Below are 16,359 nucleotides of genomic sequence, written 5' to 3' on the forward strand. Positions count from 1 at the left end.
AGGAGCGGACGCATGAAGATACTCGCCTTGCGTCTGTCGCAGCTCGCCTCTCTGCCCGGCCCTGTTGAAGTGGATTTCCGCGCCTCACCGCTGGGTGACGCCGGACTCTTCGCCATCACCGGGCCAACCGGTGCCGGCAAGAGCACCCTGCTCGATGCCCTGTGTCTGGCGCTGTTCGGTAATACCCCACGACTGCGCCATGCTCCGGGAAGGGAATCACCGATTGTCGATGTGGACGGCAGTGAATTACAGACCGCCGACCCCCGAACCCTGCTGAGACGCGGCGCCAGCAGTGGCCATGCCGAGGTGGACTTCATCGGTCGCAACGGACAACGCTACCGAGCTCGCTGGGAAGTCCGACGTGCACGCAATCGCGCCGACGGCAAACTCCAGGCCGTCGCACAGTCCTTGACCAATCTCGACGAGGACCGTCTGCTGACCGCTCAGAAGCGCGAGTTCGCCGACCTGCTGCCACAGCACCTGGGGCTGACCTTTGACCAGTTCACTCGCGCCGTGCTGCTCGCCCAAAGTGAGTTCGCGGCCTTCCTCAAGGCCGATGACAACGAACGCGCCGACCTGCTGGAAAAACTCACCGATACCCACGAGTACTCGCGGATTTCCGCAGCGGCCTGGAAGCGCACCAGTGCTGCGCGCGATGAGGTCAAGCATCTCGAGACCCAACTCGCCGACGACCTCCCCGCCGATGCCCAGACACGCCAGCAGCTCGACAGCGAGCTTGAGCAGGCCGAGCAGACACTCGCCGAACACCACCGCCTGGCGCAGCAGCTCGATGCCGAGCAACGCTGGCTGGAGCAGGACCAGCAACTCCGCGAGGCCGTCGACGAAGCCATCCAGCTTCAGCATCAGGCACACAACGACTGGCAAGCCCTGGCGGGCGAGAGGCATGACGCGGAATGGTTGACGCTGCTCGCACCTCAACGCGATCGGCTGACCCGCCTTGAGGAACTCAAGCAACGCTGTCCCGAACAGCGCGACCAGTTGGCAGGCAGTCACCAGCAGAGCAGGCAGGCCGATACCGCCCTGCAGCAGGCAGAAACCCTTGATCAGCAGGCGCAGCAACAACTGGACAGCCACCAGCAGGCCATTGCCCAGGCCCGGCCTGCCATTGCCCAGGCGCGCGAACTGGCCACGACCCTGACCGCACAACAGCATCGTCTGGCGGCACTGCAGGATGAGCACAATCAGCGTCAACAGCAGCTCACTGCTCTCGGCGAGCAGCACCAGCAATGCCAGGCCCGTCACCAACAACATCTGGCCGAGCGCGAGGCCCGCCAGGCGGAGCTGACGACCTGGCTGGGCGATCATCAGGACGTTGATAGCGCTCGCCAGCAGGCTCAACAACAACTCGAGGCCTCGTCGCGCAGAGGACTGGCACTCGCCGAACTGGCCCAGCACTGGCACAACGTCAGCGAGGCCAGCAGTCGTCATGTACAGCTGCTGGAACGCCAGAGCCGCGACACCGCCGAGCGGGACCAGTGCCTGACGCGAGGCAAGGAAGCGCGGCAACGCCTCGACGATGCCACTGTGTCGCTGCGCCATGTCACCCAATTCGTGCAACGCCAACAGGCCGCGCGCAGCGAGAGCATCATGGAGCTGCGCGCCGCTCTTGACGAGGAAACTCCCTGCCCGGTCTGCGGCAGCCTTGACCATCCATGGCGAGAATCGCCCCCCGCCACCCCGGAAGCCGCTCAACTGGCAGCCAGTCAGGCGGAGGAAGACCGCCAACTCAAGGAAGCACAACAGGCCGTCGACAAGGCTCGAGAGCAGCGTGACAGCCTGCTGGGGCGTTATCAGGCCCTCGATGCCCAGCTCAAGGAGATCCAGTCCTCACTGGAAGAACTGGCACAGCAGCGCGATAAAGCGTCACAGCATCTCGATGCCCACGAGCTGTACCCTGAACTGCGGGCCATTGTCGATGCCGAGCGCAGCGCCTGGCTGCAGCAACAACGCGAGGCCAGCGAGCAACAGCGTCAGCAGGCTGACGAACGCCACAAGGCTCTGGATCGCGCACAACAGGCACTGACACCACTGGCCGAGGCACTCGCCAGGGACGAGCGCGAGCTGGAAAGGTTCGCCACCCGCGAACAGAGCCTGAGTGAAGAGCTGCAACGTCTGGCACAGCAATCAGCTCCCCTGCAGCAACAGGTCAGCGAGCTGCAGCAACAGTTGACCGCCCAGTTGGGCGACCACACCAGTGTCGACGCGTGGCAACAGCAACTCGAAAAGAGCCGCGACCAGGCGCTGCAGGCTCGTGACCAGGCCCGCCAGAACCTCGGCGGCGCTCGCCAGCATCAACAACGCCTGAACCAGCAGTGCGAACACGACCAGCAACGTCTCGAGGCACTGGAGCAGGAACTGCAGCAACTGTCCCATCGTGTCGAGCAGTGGCGAACTCAGCATCCCGAGCTGGATGATGTCACCCTGACACGCCTGCTGCAGTTGGATGACGCGGCCCATCGCGCCCTGCAGCAAAGCATCACCGATGCCCGTACCCGTCTGCAGTCGGCAGAGGTCAGTCTCGATGAACGCCGCCAGCAATGGCAACGCGCACGAGCCTCACGCTCCCCCGACACACCGACCGAGCAACTGTTGAGCGACGAACATCAACAGCAGATCGAGCAACTGAGAACCTCGCTGGCCGAACGCCGGGTGCGACTCAAGCCGGACCTCGAGGCGGCCCAGTCACGGCGTGACAGTGCCTGGCATGCGGTACGTGACGATGATCGCCGAAGACAGCGTATGGCCGAGGGCCGTGAGCTTCTGGACGCTGCCCGCGAGCAGCATCAGCGCTGGGCGCGCATCAACGACCTGATCGGTTCCTCCGATGGCAAGGTGTTTCGGCGCATTGCCCAGGCCTGGAACCTCGAGCGGCTGATCGACGAGGCCAACGAGCACCTCGCCGGGCTCAGCCGCCGCTATCGTCTGGTACGTGGAGGTAGCGCTCTGGGACTGCAGATCATCGACCGGGATCTCGCCGACGAGCGCCGCTCGGTGCACTCCCTGTCCGGCGGTGAGAGCTTTCTGGTCTCACTGGCCATGGCGTTGGGCCTGGCCTCGATGGCCTCAGGCGAGTTGAGGATAGAGTCACTGTTCATCGACGAAGGCTTCGGCAGCCTCGACCCGCAATCGCTGGCCATGGCCATGGACGCTCTGGACGGCCTCCAGGCTCAGGGACGGCGAGTGGGTGTCATTTCCCATGTACAGGAGATGCACGAACGTATCCCGGTACAGATTCGTGTTCTGCCCACCGGCAACGGCGAGAGTCATGTGCTGGTGACAGACAGGTAATAGACCAGACCACCCCATCCAATACGCAACATCAGGAGGCAACAACATGTCCCGCAAGATCTACTGCATCGCCAACTTCAAGCCCAGGCCCGGCAAGGAAGACGCTGTGTTCCAAGCGCTTCAGGCCCTGGAGCCCAACAGTCACCGTGAAGACGGCTGCCTGCAGTACACCGTGACCCGACACATCGACCACCCCAACGCCCAGGGCACCAGCTACCCTATCGTCTTCCACGAGATATGGGCCAGCCGGGAAGCCTTTGAGGCCCACTGCAATCGCCGTGAAATCAAGGAGTTCTTTGCCGCTCAGGTCGAGTCTCCCGATGGCGATATCGAGGATGCCAATGTCTGTGTCTACAGTGACGAACCCAAGGTCTGGTGACGTTTCGGCCTGAAACGCCATTAGACCCCGTTAACTACGATGCGCCCCGGTTCGCATGATAGGCTTCCAGCCAATCGCGCTCCCATCCTTCAGGAGGCCATAGATGAACGCAGAGGAACTGCTCGACACGCTGGTGGGCTTTGCCACCGTATCACGTGACTCCAACCTCGAGCTGATTGCCTTCGTCGAGGACTACCTCGACCAGCTTGGTGTCGAACACTGGCGAATCGAGAGTGACGACGGCACCAAGGCCAACCTTCTGGCTCGTATCGGCCCCAATGTCGAGGGCGGCGTAGTGCTCTCCGGCCATACCGATGTGGTGCCGGTGGATGGCCAGCCCTGGACCACGGATCCTTTCACGCTCACCCAAGGGACTGGCGACAATGAAGGCCGCCTCTATGGCCGCGGTACCTGCGACATGAAAGGCTTTATCGCCTGCGCACTGGCCGAGGTTCCACGCTGGCTGGCCAGCGATCTGAAGGTGCCGGTGTGGCTCGCACTGTCCTATGACGAGGAAGTCGGCTGCGTGGGCGCACCGCGCATGATCAAGCGGCTGATGGCCTCACACCCCCGCCCAGCGGCGGTTATTGTCGGCGAACCAACCCTTATGGAGCCCATTGTCGCCCACAAGGGCGCAACCAACTTCCGCACCACCGTGACCGGCCGTGAGTCGCATTCCAGTCAGGTCTACCAGGGCGTTTCAGCGATCCATGTGGCGGCGCGTCTGGTGACTCGCATCGAGGATGTGATGGCAGAGCTCAAGGAGGAAGGTCGCGTTGATGAGTCGTTCAGCGTGATTCACTCGAGCCTGCATGTCGGCAGGATCGAAGGCGGTACCGCGATCAATATAATGGCGCGACGCTGTACCTTCGAGTGGGAAATCCGCCACCTGCCCACCGACGATGCCAGGGAACTACTGGCCCGCGTTGAAGCCAACGCGAAACGCCTGGAAGCCGATATGCGGACTCGGGCGCCGGAAGCCTCCGTTGTCACCGAGGCCCTCAACACCACCGTTCCGGCACTGGCCGACCGCGACAACCGCGAAGCGCTGACACTGTGCCACGAGTTGCTCGACAGCCAGGGCGCAGGTGCCGTTGCCTACGCCACCGAGGCTGGCCAGTTCCAGCTTGCCGGACTGCCGACAGTCATCTGTGGCCCGGGCAGCATCGGCCAGGCCCACCAGCCGGACGAATATATCGACATCAGCCAACTCGAGGCCGGCAGCCGCTTCATGCAGGCTCTGGGCGAACGCTTGAGGACGGCCTGAACGATGATGAAACCCCTGATCATTCTCAAGACCGGCGATAGCTTCGATGATGTCATCGAGCATCGGGGCAACTTCGAGCAGTTGTTCGCGGCGGCGCTCAATGCCCCCGCCACTCTGCCCATTGACGTGGTCGATGCGCGTGACGTTGACGCCCTGCCCGACCCTGGTTCATTGGGCGGCGCGGTGATTACCGGCTCCCATGCCATGGTCACCGATCGCGAAGTCTGGAGTGAGGCGCTCAAGCCCTGGCTGCGTCAGGCGCTGGCGGTTGATCTACCACTGCTGGGTGTGTGCTATGGCCATCAACTGATGGCCGATGCGCTGGGCGGACAAGCCGGCTACCATCCCGCGGGTAGAGAATGCGGCAGCTTCGCGATTCAGTTGGATGCAGCGGCGTCCGATGACCCGCTGTTTGCCGAGTTGCCACCGATCTTCCCGGCCCATCTGACCCACTCCCAGACTGTGCTCAAGGCTCCGGCCGGTGCCACGGTTCTGGCACGCAATGCCCATGACCCGCATCAGGCGCTGCGCTATGGTCCACGCCAATGGAGTGTGCAGTTCCACCCGGAGTTCGATGTCAACGTCATGCTGCGCTACCTCGACCATCAGCGAGAGCCACTCCAGCAACAGGGGGCGGATCCCGAGGCGCTTTACGCAGGCATCTGCCCGACACCACAGGCCAGTTCACTGCTATCGCGCTTTGCTCGTCTGCTGGGTGAGTCGTCAAACGCCGCCTGAGTTAGCCGTCATCAACTGTCCCAGGGTCTTCATCGCCCTCTCACTGCGCTCCGTCCACAAGTGCCCATAATTGAGGCGAGCGCAGTGCCGGAAGTCCCCCGTGGCCGAGAATATCGGTCCCGGGGCCAGGCTCACCCCGGCACTCATCGCCTGCCTGAACAGACTCAACGAATCCACCCGAGCGGGAAACTCGAACCACAGAAAATAGCCACCCTCGGGGCGCGTTACCCGAGTCTCGGCAGGAAAGTACTGCTGCGCCGCTGCCAGCATCAGCCCCTGCTGCTGCTCCAGCCGTTGGCGCAGTCGGCGTAGATGACGGTCAAGTCCACCATGCTGTAGATAGTCGGCAATCGCCGCCTGAGCGGGTAGCGACGGTGAGATACTGGTCATCAGTTTGAGCCGCTCGATGGCGGCGGCAAAGCGGCCACCCGACACCCAACCGACGCGATAGCCCGGCGCCAGACATTTGGAAAAGGATCCGCAGTGCATCACCAGTCCATCATCATCGAAGGCCTTGATCGGGCGTGGCGGCGTATCCCCGAAGTACAGCTCGGCATAGGCATCATCCTCAAGTAGCGCCACCTGGTGCTGTTTCAACAAGCGGTAGAGTTGCTGCTTGCGCGTTTCGTCCAGGCTGACGCCCACGGGATTGTGCAGGTGGCTCATCAACCAGCAGGCCTTGATCGGCAAGCGCGCCAGACGCTCGGCGAGAACATCGATATCCAGCCCCCGGTCAGGGTCGACGGGAATCTCCACCGCTCGCAGGTTCAGGCGCTCAAGGAGTTGAAGACTGGCATAGAAGGTCGGAGCCTCGATGGCGACCAGGTCGCCCGGCTCGGTGACACACTGCAGGGCAAGACTCAGCGCCTCCATGGCGCCATTGGTGATGACCAGCTCATTGAGCTCGGGCTGCATACCGCCAAGACGATAACGCAGTGCAATCTGACGACGCAGGTCTGGATGGCCGGAGGTCATGTCCGCGCCTATCGACTGCGGCGACATCGCACGCAGAGCCCGAGTCATGCTGGCGGCGAGCCGCGACAGCGGAAACAGTTCAGCGCTGGGGAACGCCGAGCCGAAGGGAACGGTGCTGGTGTCCTGCAACGACTCCAGCACCGAAAATACCAACTCACTGACGGCGACCTGGGTGGGAACGGTATGGGCAGCACCGTCCTGTGGCTCATTTTCCTGGCGCTGGGCGTGCTCCGGTCCCCGAGCATGTTCAAGAGCCCGAGCATTTTCGAGAACCCGAGCGTGTTCAAGAACCCGGGCATTTTCAAGAACAAAGTACCCCGATCGCTCCCGGGCCGCGATCAAGCCACGATTCTCCAGCAGATAATAGGCCTGAAATACCGTCGACTGACTGATCCCGTAGTGGCGGCTGGCCTGTCGCACCGAAGGAATCCTCTCCCCCGCTGCCAGCACGCCCTGACGAATCAAGGTGGCGATCTGCTCGGCAAATTGTTCATAGCGTTTCATTCGATCTGTACCACCCACTCGCCCGTCATCACCGACTCAAGCAGCTCACTATTCTACCCGGCTCATTTACCCGACAAACCGTCATGCCGAGTGGCCAGCATAACGCATCGCCATGCCGGCCGTGGATCACTGTCATATCGCAACTGCTATGCTGTTTTTGCCCACAACTGCCCCTGTTGCCCATCTCCGTGCACCGGCATAGTGTCGGGAATCCAACTTCTCGGGAGCCCTGCATGGCCAGCCTTGTGATCTACCTGCTCATCTTTCTCGGCGTCACCCTGGCCCTGTATCAGTTCTACGCCATTTACGATTACCAGAACTTCGGCGATGACGAGCGGCGCGACGACGAGGACAAGGCGCCTCTGCGCAGGCTGCTCGCCAGCGCCAGAGACTACTCACGCACCGGTAAAGCCGATGCCTTCGAGCAGTCCCTCCAGCAGGTTTTCGGTGACAGCCTCGATCGCCGCCTCGCAGAGGCCGCCTTCTGCGGCGACCCGGCCGCCATTCGACCGGAACCTCTACTGCGCCGTCAGGCCCAGATTCACTTCGACGGCAGCATTCGCATCAAGCCTCTGCCGGGCTGGATCATCCGCCCCCCATCCGTCGACATGCGTGGTTTCCTGTTGATGGTGATCAGCGCCAACTGTCTGCTGACCCTGTTTCTCGGCGGGCTGAGCATCTATACCCTGGGCTACCAGATGCAGCTACCGGCGCTGGCCTGGGCCAACCAGGCCTGGATCCTGATGGTGCTGATCTACCTGTTGATGGGGATCACCCACCTTGTCGCCCGCTTCGACCTGTATATGCATGACCTCTATGAAATCGGCCAGTTGAATCATCGTCTGGCGAATACCACACCACCTTCATGAGTGAGGCTCGGTCTCAAGGCCCGCTATCCCCACAAGCCATCCATGAGCGACCAGGTCACCCATGAACGAACAAGGCCGATGAGGTTTCCCCCATCGGCCTTGTTCATGTCAGGGAATCGCAATCCCCTACTGCCTCACATCAGGCGCGTGACTGACGACGTACCGGAGCGGCACCATCCTCATCACGACGACGACGCGGAGCGCGATCACTGCTGCCACGATCACCACCACGATCCTCGCTGATGTCGAGAGGACGACCGGCAACGCGGGCCCGGGACATCTTGGCGATGATGCTTTCCGGCAGACCGTTGGGCAGCTCGACCACCGAGAAGGCATTGCGGATATCGATACGACCGATACGCGAACCCTCGATGCCACCTTCATTGGCCAGAGCACCGACCAGTTGGCCCGGCTTGACGCCATCCTTGTGGCCGACCGACACGCGATAACGGGTCATGCCGACGCTGGGGGTACGGTCGTCACGACGACGCGGCGCACGGCCATCACGATCACGGCTGCCGCCACGCTCGTTACGGTCATTACGCTCACGACGCGGAGCCTGCAGACGCCCGATGGGCGGCTCGTCGGCACGTGCCATGGAAGCGAAAGCACAAGCCAGTTCAACCGGATCGTGACCTTCCTCAACCAGGCGCTCGACCAGCGCACGCTGCTCTTCGGCACCACGAGTCAGGGATGCCACCACGCGGTGATGGAAGACCTCGTCACGATGGCCACGGATCGCTGCCTCGTCCGGCAGTTCCATGACGGCCATCTTCTGGCCAGTCGCCTGCTCCAACCAACCGACCTTGCGGCCTTCGCGGAAGCCGGCAAAGGTGATGGCGATACCGGTACGACCGGCACGGCCAGTACGGCCGATGCGGTGGGTATAGGCCTCGGCATCCTGCGGCAGGTCGTAGTTGATGACGTGGGTGATACGCGGAACGTCCAGACCACGGGCAGCAACGTCGGTGGCGATCAGCACATCGATCTTGCCACGCTTGAGGCGGGTAATGGTGCGCTCACGCAGACTCTGATCAAGGTCACCAGACAGGCTGGCAACATTGACGCCTCGCGCGGAAAGCTGCTCCATCAGAGTGGTACAGGCGGCACGAGTACGCACGAAGACGATGGCGGCGTCCACCGGCTCGACTTCGATGATACGCGCCAGCGCTTCCAGCTTGGCGCCACCGTCAACGCGCACCAGGCGCTGTTCAATGCCTTCAGCGGTAGTAGTGCGTGCTTCGATGGCCACTTTGACCGGATCAAGCAGGTACTTGTTGACGATGCGCTCGATTTCCGTCGGCAGAGTCGCCGAGAAGAACACGCGCTGAGTGTCGTCAGGAGTATCGGCGACCACGCGCTTGACGTCATCGATGAAGCCCATGCGCAACATCTCGTCAGCCTCGTCCAGCACCAACGAGCGGAGACCATTGAGCTTGAGGCTGCCGCGATCGAGGTGATCGATCACACGGCCCGGCGTACCAACCACGACCTGAGCACCACGACGCAGCGCACTCAGCTGCTCACGATATTCCTGGCCGCCGCACAGGGTAGCGACTTCCAGACCGGAAAGGTTCTGGCCATAACGAGAAAAGGAAACCGCAACCTGTTGCGCCAGTTCACGAGTCGGAGCCAGCACCAGAACCTGGGGCTCACGACGGCTGATTTCCAGACGTGACAGCAGAGGCAGAGCGAATGCGGCTGTCTTGCCGGTACCAGTTTGAGCCTGGCCCAGCATGTCGCGGCCTTCCAGCAGCGCTGGAATGGTCTGTGCCTGAATGGGCGATGGGGTTTCATAGCCCAGAGTCTCGATGGCGGAGAGAACAGCAGGCAGCAGGGCCAGATCACCGAAAGACGGTGAGGCGACAGTCGTAGAGGTCATGAATCACACCTTGGTAGGCCGGGATCACCGGCAATCTATATATGTATGGCGTCCCTGACGCGGCCACAGAGTGCGCTATCAATACGTCAGGGCCCTGCATCATGCAGAGCAAGTCAACATCGGAGTCGGGGACGCCGGTCGCACCTGGCATCGATTCAAGGGGCGATAGTCCCTGAACCACTGTGGCGACCGTCTGCGCCAGTCCCACATCAAGGGTGGGAGATCATTGGCGTTCCATCTTCACAATTCAACGCTCGAAGCGTTACAGCGTGGTGCCCCACTCCGCGAATGGCTCGCCGGAGGAGGTCGCTGCGTCATGATGGGGGGTCAACACATGCGAGGAGCGCGCATGCTACCATTGGCGAATGCCTGTGGCTAGTCCTTTTCCCTTCCTGCATTACGGAGATCCGCATGCCAACCCTTTGGGTCGACGCCGACGCCTGCCCTCGAGTCGCGCGAGACATCATCGTGCGTGCCGCCGAGCGCACCGCCACACAGGCCTGGTTCGTTGCCAACCACCAGATCCCGTTGCCACCCTCGAAGTGGGTCAAGGTCATGGCCGTCAGTCACGGCTTCGACGCCGCCGACAATGAAATCGTTAGCCGTATCAAGAAAGGCGACCTGCTGATTACCGCCGACCTGCCGCTGGCCATGGAAGCCATCGACAAGGGCGCTCAGGTGATGACCAATCGTGGTGAGGCACTGACACCCAACAATATTCGTGCTCGCGTGCAGATGCGTGACTTCATGGAAACGCTGCGCGCCAGCGGCGAACACACGGGTGGACCAAAGGGCTACTCCGACGCCGACCGCCGCGAGTTCGCCAATGCCCTCGACCGCTGGCTGGCCAGGCAGAGCAGAACGTAGTCCGTCACCAGTCGGCCCCGACCAATAGCTTGCCCTGTACCGACGCGAACTCGACATCGTTCAAGATTATCGAACCAATGGCGCTAAATACTGCGCTTGTTGTTCGATTCCACCTCCTTATTCTGTCTCAATCAGTGAAGAGGAGACGATGATGGGTCTGTTGGTACAGGGTATCTGGCGCGACGAATGGTATGACACCGAAGCAAGTGGCGGCGAGTTCGTACGTGAAAGCGCTCGCCTGCGTGACTGGGTCACCGCCGATGGCAGCCCGGGGCCCTCTGGTCAACCTGGCCTGCCGGCCGAACCGGGGCGTTACCATCTCTATGTATCGCTGGCCTGCCCCTGGGCACATCGCACCCTGATCATGCGCCGCCTCAAGGGACTGGAGGACATCATCGGGGTCTCCCATGTCAGCCCGTTGATGGGCAGCGATGGCTGGACCTATCACAAGGATGAGGGCTCAAGTGGTGACCCGATCAATGGGGTCAGTCTGCATCATCAGCTCTACACCATGACCGACCCCCACTACAGTGGTCGTGTTACGGTACCGGTGCTGTGGGATCGCCAACAGCAGCGCATCGTCAACAACGAGTCCGCGGAGCTGGTGCGTATCTTCAACAGCGCCTTCGATGAGCTGACCGGCAACCGATGCGACCTTTACCCGCAACCGCTGCGGGATGTCATCGACGAGATCAACGCCGAGGTCTACGACCACATCAACAATGGCGTATACAAGGCCGGTTTTGCGACTCATCAGGATGTCTACGAAAAGCATGTAGTGGCACTGTTCGAGGCACTGGAAAATATCGAGCAACGTCTCGAGCAGCAGCGTTATCTGGCAGGGGCATGGCTGACCGAGGCCGATATTCGTCTGTTTACCACTCTGGTGCGCTTCGACGCGGTCTACCATGGTCACTTCAAGTGCAACCTGCAACGCATCGAGGACTTCCCCCAGTTGTCCCACTATCTCCGCGAACTGTATCAATGGCCGGGAATCGCAGAGACGGTGAACATGGACCACATACAGCGCCACTATTATATGAGCCACGCCACCATCAATCCGAACCGCATTGTGCCCCTCGGGCCACGCCTTGCTCTGGACCGCCCCCATGATCGCACCCGACTGGAGGGCAAGGGGATCTGGCAGGCGTAGCCCGCGACGGCACCTACAACTCGGGCAGTTCGTGGTCCGAGGTAGCGCAGGAAACGCGGATCGCTTCGCGAAGCTTCTCCGCCATGGCTCGGGTTGCCGGGCCTGCACGGTCGAGGTCGCGATGGATCAACAACATGGGGACGAAGCGCTGACCTTCTGCCTGCAGCGGCAACGGTACCAGCCGCCCTTCGTCCAGTTGCCGCCGTATACGCGTCTCAGGCAACCAGGCGAACCCCAGGTTGCGCTCGACCATATCCACCGACGTACTTATATGGTCGACGGTCCAACGCTGTTCGGCCTTGAGCCAGCCCGCATCTCGGGCATTGCGGGAGGAGGAGTCGCGAATCACCAGTTGGCGATGCTGCTCGAGGTCACGCAAATCCAACGGCCGACCCAGCGTATGCAGGACATGGTCCGGGTGCGCCACCGCAATGAAGGTCACCGTGACCAACGGATCGCCCATATAGCCACGAGCAGCAAGCCCCGAGACCACCAGATCCGCACGACCATCATCCAGCATCTCGATGCCGCCATTGAGTACCGCCTCGTGCAGTTGCACACGCACATGAGGAAAGTCCGCGGAAAAGGCCTCCATGGCGCAGGCCAGAGTGTCAGCCGGAAATATCTGGTCGACACTCAGCACCACTTCCGTCTCCAGCCCTTCCCTCAGTCGCCCGGCAATGTCCTCCAGCGCATCGGCTCCCTCGAGCAACTGCCGCGCTCGGCGCAACAGCAACTCACCTTCCTCGGTCAGCCGCACCTGTCGCCCCACCGGTTCGAGCACCGTGACGCCCAATTGTTCTTCCAGCTTGTGTACGGCATGGTTCAGCGTGGAGGGGCTCTTGTGAATCGCCTGAGCAGCGCGAGCAAAGCCGCCGTGATCCACCACGGCGGCCAACATCTGCCATTGTGCAAGGGTGACACGAGACATCATCGATTTTCCCGAGTAGATGGAAGAACTCACGCAACAAAATGCCAAAAAACAGGTAATCTCCTCCGCTTTCCACTCTTTACAAACGGAGGGCAATGACGTTCAACGACTCCGGGGCTGAATGCGCGCAACTGACTCCGACGCCACCGAGGAGGAGTTTGCCAATCCCTACAGCGTCAGAAAACTCCTACAGATATTAGCCACTTGGCGACAATACTTGCAATCGGCATGTAAATGGTGTCAAATGAGCGGCAGTTAATGAACAGTGTTCACTGCAGTTTCCGGCAATGCTGTTCTTCTCCAGGATGGCCCTGCAAGTGGCATGAACGCTGGGCGCCATCCGGTAAACTGTATGTCCATACAGTCTATGCACACCATACGTCATGGGTTATGGTGAGGCAGCCTATTTATATTCTATTTATTCACTTTAAAGTTATGGCCCGTTACCCATGATGCGAATCCTTCATTCGCTGCCCCGCACGCACAAGTTACTTCTGTTACCCGTTGCTACCATGGTCACAGTGCTGGGCGCTCACAAGATTGCCACAACGTATGAGGACATGCAGCGCGATAATCAGCCGCTGGACACCGTCCTGGTACCCCTGGAAGACAACGCCACCCCCGGCCTGCCATCCCTGGAACTACCCCGTTCCCCGGTTGCCAGTGCTATCGACCGAGCCCTCGACGCCACCCGCAACCATGTGCCGATCTCGCAGCTCCAGGCACAGGAATTCGTCGATGTCGACTTCATCGACAGCGCCGCGGAGTACGCCAGCTTCGAAGCCAACATGCGCTCGTCGACGGGGAATTCTCAGCCGCTGATCCTGAAGACCGGCGTCGCTTCGTCAACCGAGGCGGCGCCGATTTCCGATGGTAGCCTTGATCTGGACGATGGTGCTCGGCATGTGGCGATCGTTATCGGTACCGTTGCCGGAGGCATGCTCGAGAGCACTGCCAACCAGGTCGCGGAAGCCACCTCTTACGAGGATGTCAGCGATGACGAACTGGAGCTGTTCGATGAGGGCCCCATTGTCCTCACCGAGGAAATTGCCGCCGACACTCCCTATGTTCCGACCTGGCAGACCTATCGCGTACAGCAGGGCGATACCTTCGCCGCGCTGGCAGAACACTCACTGGGGCTGGGCTACCGTGAAGCCATGGCTCTGCTGGACCAGGTACCCGACAAGAACATCCTGACTCGCTGGCGCATCGGTGACACCTTCGAGTACCAGCTCGACGAGGATGGCCATCTGCTGGCTCTGCGTCTGATGGAGAATGTTCGTGACGGCTATCTGATCGAGCGTGACAGTATCGACAGTGACTTTGACGTCGCCAGCATCGAACGCGCAGGTGAAGCCTCACAACGCCTGTATGCCGGTACCGTCAGTGGTAGCTTTACCCGCTCTGCCCAGGCTGCAGGCCTGAGCAGCGCCGAAGTCTCCGAGATGGCCCGGGTACTCGAGAAGAAGCTCGACTTCCGTCGCGATACACGTCGTGGAGATGAGTTCCGGGTGCTGGTCGAGTCCGACATCATTGATGGTCAGCGGCTCGATCCCCGTGTGCTGGCGGTATCCTATGAAGGCGAGCGCATGGACCTGACGCTGGTGCGCAACCCCGAGGACAACCACTTCTATTCACCCGATGGCGAGAGCCTGGACCCGGCATTTGACCGCTACCCCTTCAGCGGACACTACCGAATCAGTTCCAACTTCAACCTCAATCGCCGCCACCCGATTACCGGTCGCACCAGTCCGCACAAGGGCACCGATTTCGCCATGCCCATCGGCACTTCAGTGGTCGCTCCCGCCAATGGCACCGTGGAGATGGTCGGCAACCATCCGCTGGCAGGGCGCTATATCGTCATTCGCCACGACAATGGCTACAAGACCCGCTACCTGCACCTGTCACAGCCTCTGGTCTCCACCGGTGAGCGCGTGACTATGGGCGAGCAGATTGCACGCTCCGGCAACACCGGGCGCAGCACCGGCCCCCATCTCCATTACGAGATCATGGTCAACAACAACCAGGTCGATGCCATGCGTGTGGCTCTCCCCGAGAACCGCAGCCTGCAGGGCACTGCCCTCGCCTCTTTCCAGGAGGAAACCGCTCCCGCCATGGCCGCGCTGATGTCTGGAGAGCCTGGCAGCGTCGTGGCAGTGGCCAGTGCTCCGGCAGAAGGCAATGCGGACGAGGACAGCTAGTCTCTCCTCTATCGCAGGCACTGCCTTACGGCAACGCTCCCGAATGACAATGCCCCGCTTTGCGGGGCATTGTCGTATTCCGTTGGAGATATGGGCCAGTTGGAGGTATAGGCCAGCTGCAGCCATATGTCAGTTGTAGGCAAGTGTCACGAGCGGCGCTGCCAATAGTCGATGCGCCGGGTCAGTTCATCCTTCCAGATCTGTGCCAACGCCTCGACACCACGTAATTCTCTCATGATCATGACCTCCGCACGCTTGTTCTCCAACACACGCCAGGCACTAGTGTGGTGTTTCACATGTTCATCGTGTTTCAGAGCCATCAGGTGCCGTTGGGGCAAGATGTGTTCCGCCGTTCATATCGTCTATATGGACCAGGGACACAACACAGCACCAGCGGCACCTGATGGCTCCCAAAGGGCGCGCCATACCGGGCCGCTGGCGGTGTTGCCGCTTTTGGAAAGGGGATCGGCCATTCCCTGCAAGCGGCGTCTGGCCATCGACCCGGTATGACGCGCTGAAATCATGCCAACTTGTGAGACACCACACTTGTGACACTCCATTGTTCAGGGCCTCGCTCCACCCACTCGATGGTCGGTCGTGGCGGCACCCAGCCTTCCTCAAGCACCCGCAGCAACCAGCCCATCCTGGCCTCGAGCATCAGAGTTCGAGCCATGCCGGGCACGCCAATCCGCGCATCGATCTTCGTGCAGGGTTTGCGTGGCTGGGTCACCTGTACCAGGGCCTCGCCGATACGCAACACATCACCGATACGTACGTCACTCTCACTGACACCATAGGTGGATATATTCTCGCCCGACACGAATGGCGCAGTCGTCTGCGGATAGCGCCGACTCCAGTCCCGATAATGGTCGGCACAGTACTGACACAGCGCCCGATCAACACCACCATGCTGAACCATATTGGCCTGGCTGTCGGATGTCAGCCCCATCCGACCGAGCCACTCAGGCTCATCAGCGGCTACCTTGTAGATACCGCTTTCCTCGCCGAACCCCGGCAATACCTGCGGCTGACTGACAAAGGGCCCGTGGATTTCCGATACGACCGGTTCCGTGACGATGGCTTGCGTGGGTGCCGACTCCGTGGACATTATTAACATGGCAATCAAATAGCTCATCCTGATCGATTCGATTTTCGTCCGCACCCCACTGGCGCAGATGCGCGGATCTGCTGGTGTGGTGCGGTCTCGCGTCGGCCTGATGGCCGACGGCGGCACGTCCCTGTGCCGCAATTAACCCAACATGAAAGCATGCCGGGTTAATACTA

At 61.2% G+C, this 16,359-nt stretch carries 12 protein-coding genes; 8 read left to right on the forward strand and 4 right to left on the reverse strand.

The features are described from left to right. Positions 1-12: 12 nt before the first annotated feature. The 4 genes from BUE38_RS04915 to BUE38_RS04930 all read left to right on the forward strand — a co-directional run bounded on the left by BUE38_RS04915 (position 13) and on the right by BUE38_RS04930 (position 5,693). Positions 13-3,309, forward strand: coding sequence for an AAA family ATPase (locus BUE38_RS04915; RefSeq protein WP_073433928.1), 3,297 nt, complete (start codon positions 13-15; stop codon positions 3,307-3,309). 46 nt (positions 3,310-3,355) lie between these two features. Beyond that, positions 3,356-3,688, forward strand: a complete 333-nt coding sequence (locus BUE38_RS04920) for a putative quinol monooxygenase (protein WP_073433929.1) — start codon at positions 3,356-3,358, stop codon at positions 3,686-3,688. 103 nt (positions 3,689-3,791) lie between these two features. Continuing rightward, positions 3,792-4,955: an acetylornithine deacetylase gene (argE, locus tag BUE38_RS04925; RefSeq protein WP_073433930.1), complete on the forward strand. Its 1,164-nt coding sequence runs from the start codon at positions 3,792-3,794 to the stop codon at positions 4,953-4,955. Positions 4,956-4,958: 3 nt separating this feature from the next. Further along, positions 4,959-5,693 (forward strand): glutamine amidotransferase, encoded by a 735-nt coding sequence (locus BUE38_RS04930; RefSeq protein ID WP_307725400.1) that lies wholly within the window; start codon positions 4,959-4,961, stop codon positions 5,691-5,693. Here the strand turns inward: BUE38_RS04930 and BUE38_RS04935 are convergent. Then, positions 5,679-7,172, reverse strand: a complete 1,494-nt coding sequence (locus BUE38_RS04935; protein WP_073433931.1) for an aminotransferase-like domain-containing protein — start codon at positions 7,170-7,172, stop codon at positions 5,679-5,681. The genes BUE38_RS04930 and BUE38_RS04935 overlap by 15 nt on opposite strands. Before the next feature lie 233 nt (positions 7,173-7,405). On the opposite strand from BUE38_RS04935, the gene BUE38_RS04940 reads away from it, so the two are divergent. After that, positions 7,406-8,041 carry a hypothetical protein gene (locus tag BUE38_RS04940; protein ID WP_073433932.1) on the forward strand — a complete coding sequence of 212 codons (636 nt, stop codon included), beginning with the start codon at positions 7,406-7,408 and terminating at the stop codon, positions 8,039-8,041. Positions 8,042-8,180: 139 nt separating this feature from the next. Here BUE38_RS04940 and BUE38_RS04945 read toward each other — a convergent pair whose 3' ends face one another. After that, the gene (locus tag BUE38_RS04945) at positions 8,181-9,923 is read right to left on the reverse strand and encodes a DEAD/DEAH box helicase (protein WP_073433933.1); all 1,743 of its coding nucleotides are present in this window, start codon (positions 9,921-9,923) and stop codon (positions 8,181-8,183) included. A gap of 411 nt (positions 9,924-10,334) precedes the next feature. Here BUE38_RS04945 and BUE38_RS04950 point away from each other — a divergent pair, with 411 nt between their 5' ends. Both BUE38_RS04950 and BUE38_RS04955 read left to right on the forward strand, forming a co-directional pair. Further along, positions 10,335-10,790 carry a YaiI/YqxD family protein gene (locus BUE38_RS04950; RefSeq protein ID WP_073433934.1) on the forward strand — a complete coding sequence of 152 codons (456 nt, stop codon included), beginning with the start codon at positions 10,335-10,337 and terminating at the stop codon, positions 10,788-10,790. A 151-nt stretch (positions 10,791-10,941) separates the two neighbouring features. Next, entirely contained in the window at positions 10,942-11,943 is a 1,002-nt protein-coding gene (locus BUE38_RS04955; protein ID WP_073433935.1) for a glutathione S-transferase family protein, read from the forward strand. A gap of 13 nt (positions 11,944-11,956) precedes the next feature. Here BUE38_RS04955 and BUE38_RS04960 read toward each other — a convergent pair whose 3' ends face one another. Continuing rightward, entirely contained in the window at positions 11,957-12,874 is a 918-nt protein-coding gene (locus tag BUE38_RS04960; RefSeq protein ID WP_073434166.1) for a LysR family transcriptional regulator, read from the reverse strand. 449 nt (positions 12,875-13,323) lie between these two features. Between BUE38_RS04960 and BUE38_RS04965 the strand changes: the two genes are divergently transcribed. Then, entirely contained in the window at positions 13,324-15,075 is a 1,752-nt protein-coding gene (locus tag BUE38_RS04965; protein WP_073433936.1) for a peptidoglycan DD-metalloendopeptidase family protein, read from the forward strand. 520 nt (positions 15,076-15,595) lie between these two features. On the opposite strand, the gene BUE38_RS04970 is transcribed toward BUE38_RS04965, so the two are convergent. Then, complete coding sequence (locus tag BUE38_RS04970) at positions 15,596-16,210, reverse strand: MOSC domain-containing protein (protein ID WP_084541730.1); 615 nt, start codon at positions 16,208-16,210, stop codon at positions 15,596-15,598. Positions 16,211-16,359: the final 149 nt, after the last annotated feature.

It is taken from the genome of Halomonas cupida (assembly GCF_900142755.1).
Lineage (GTDB): Bacteria > Pseudomonadota > Gammaproteobacteria > Pseudomonadales > Halomonadaceae > Halomonas > Halomonas cupida.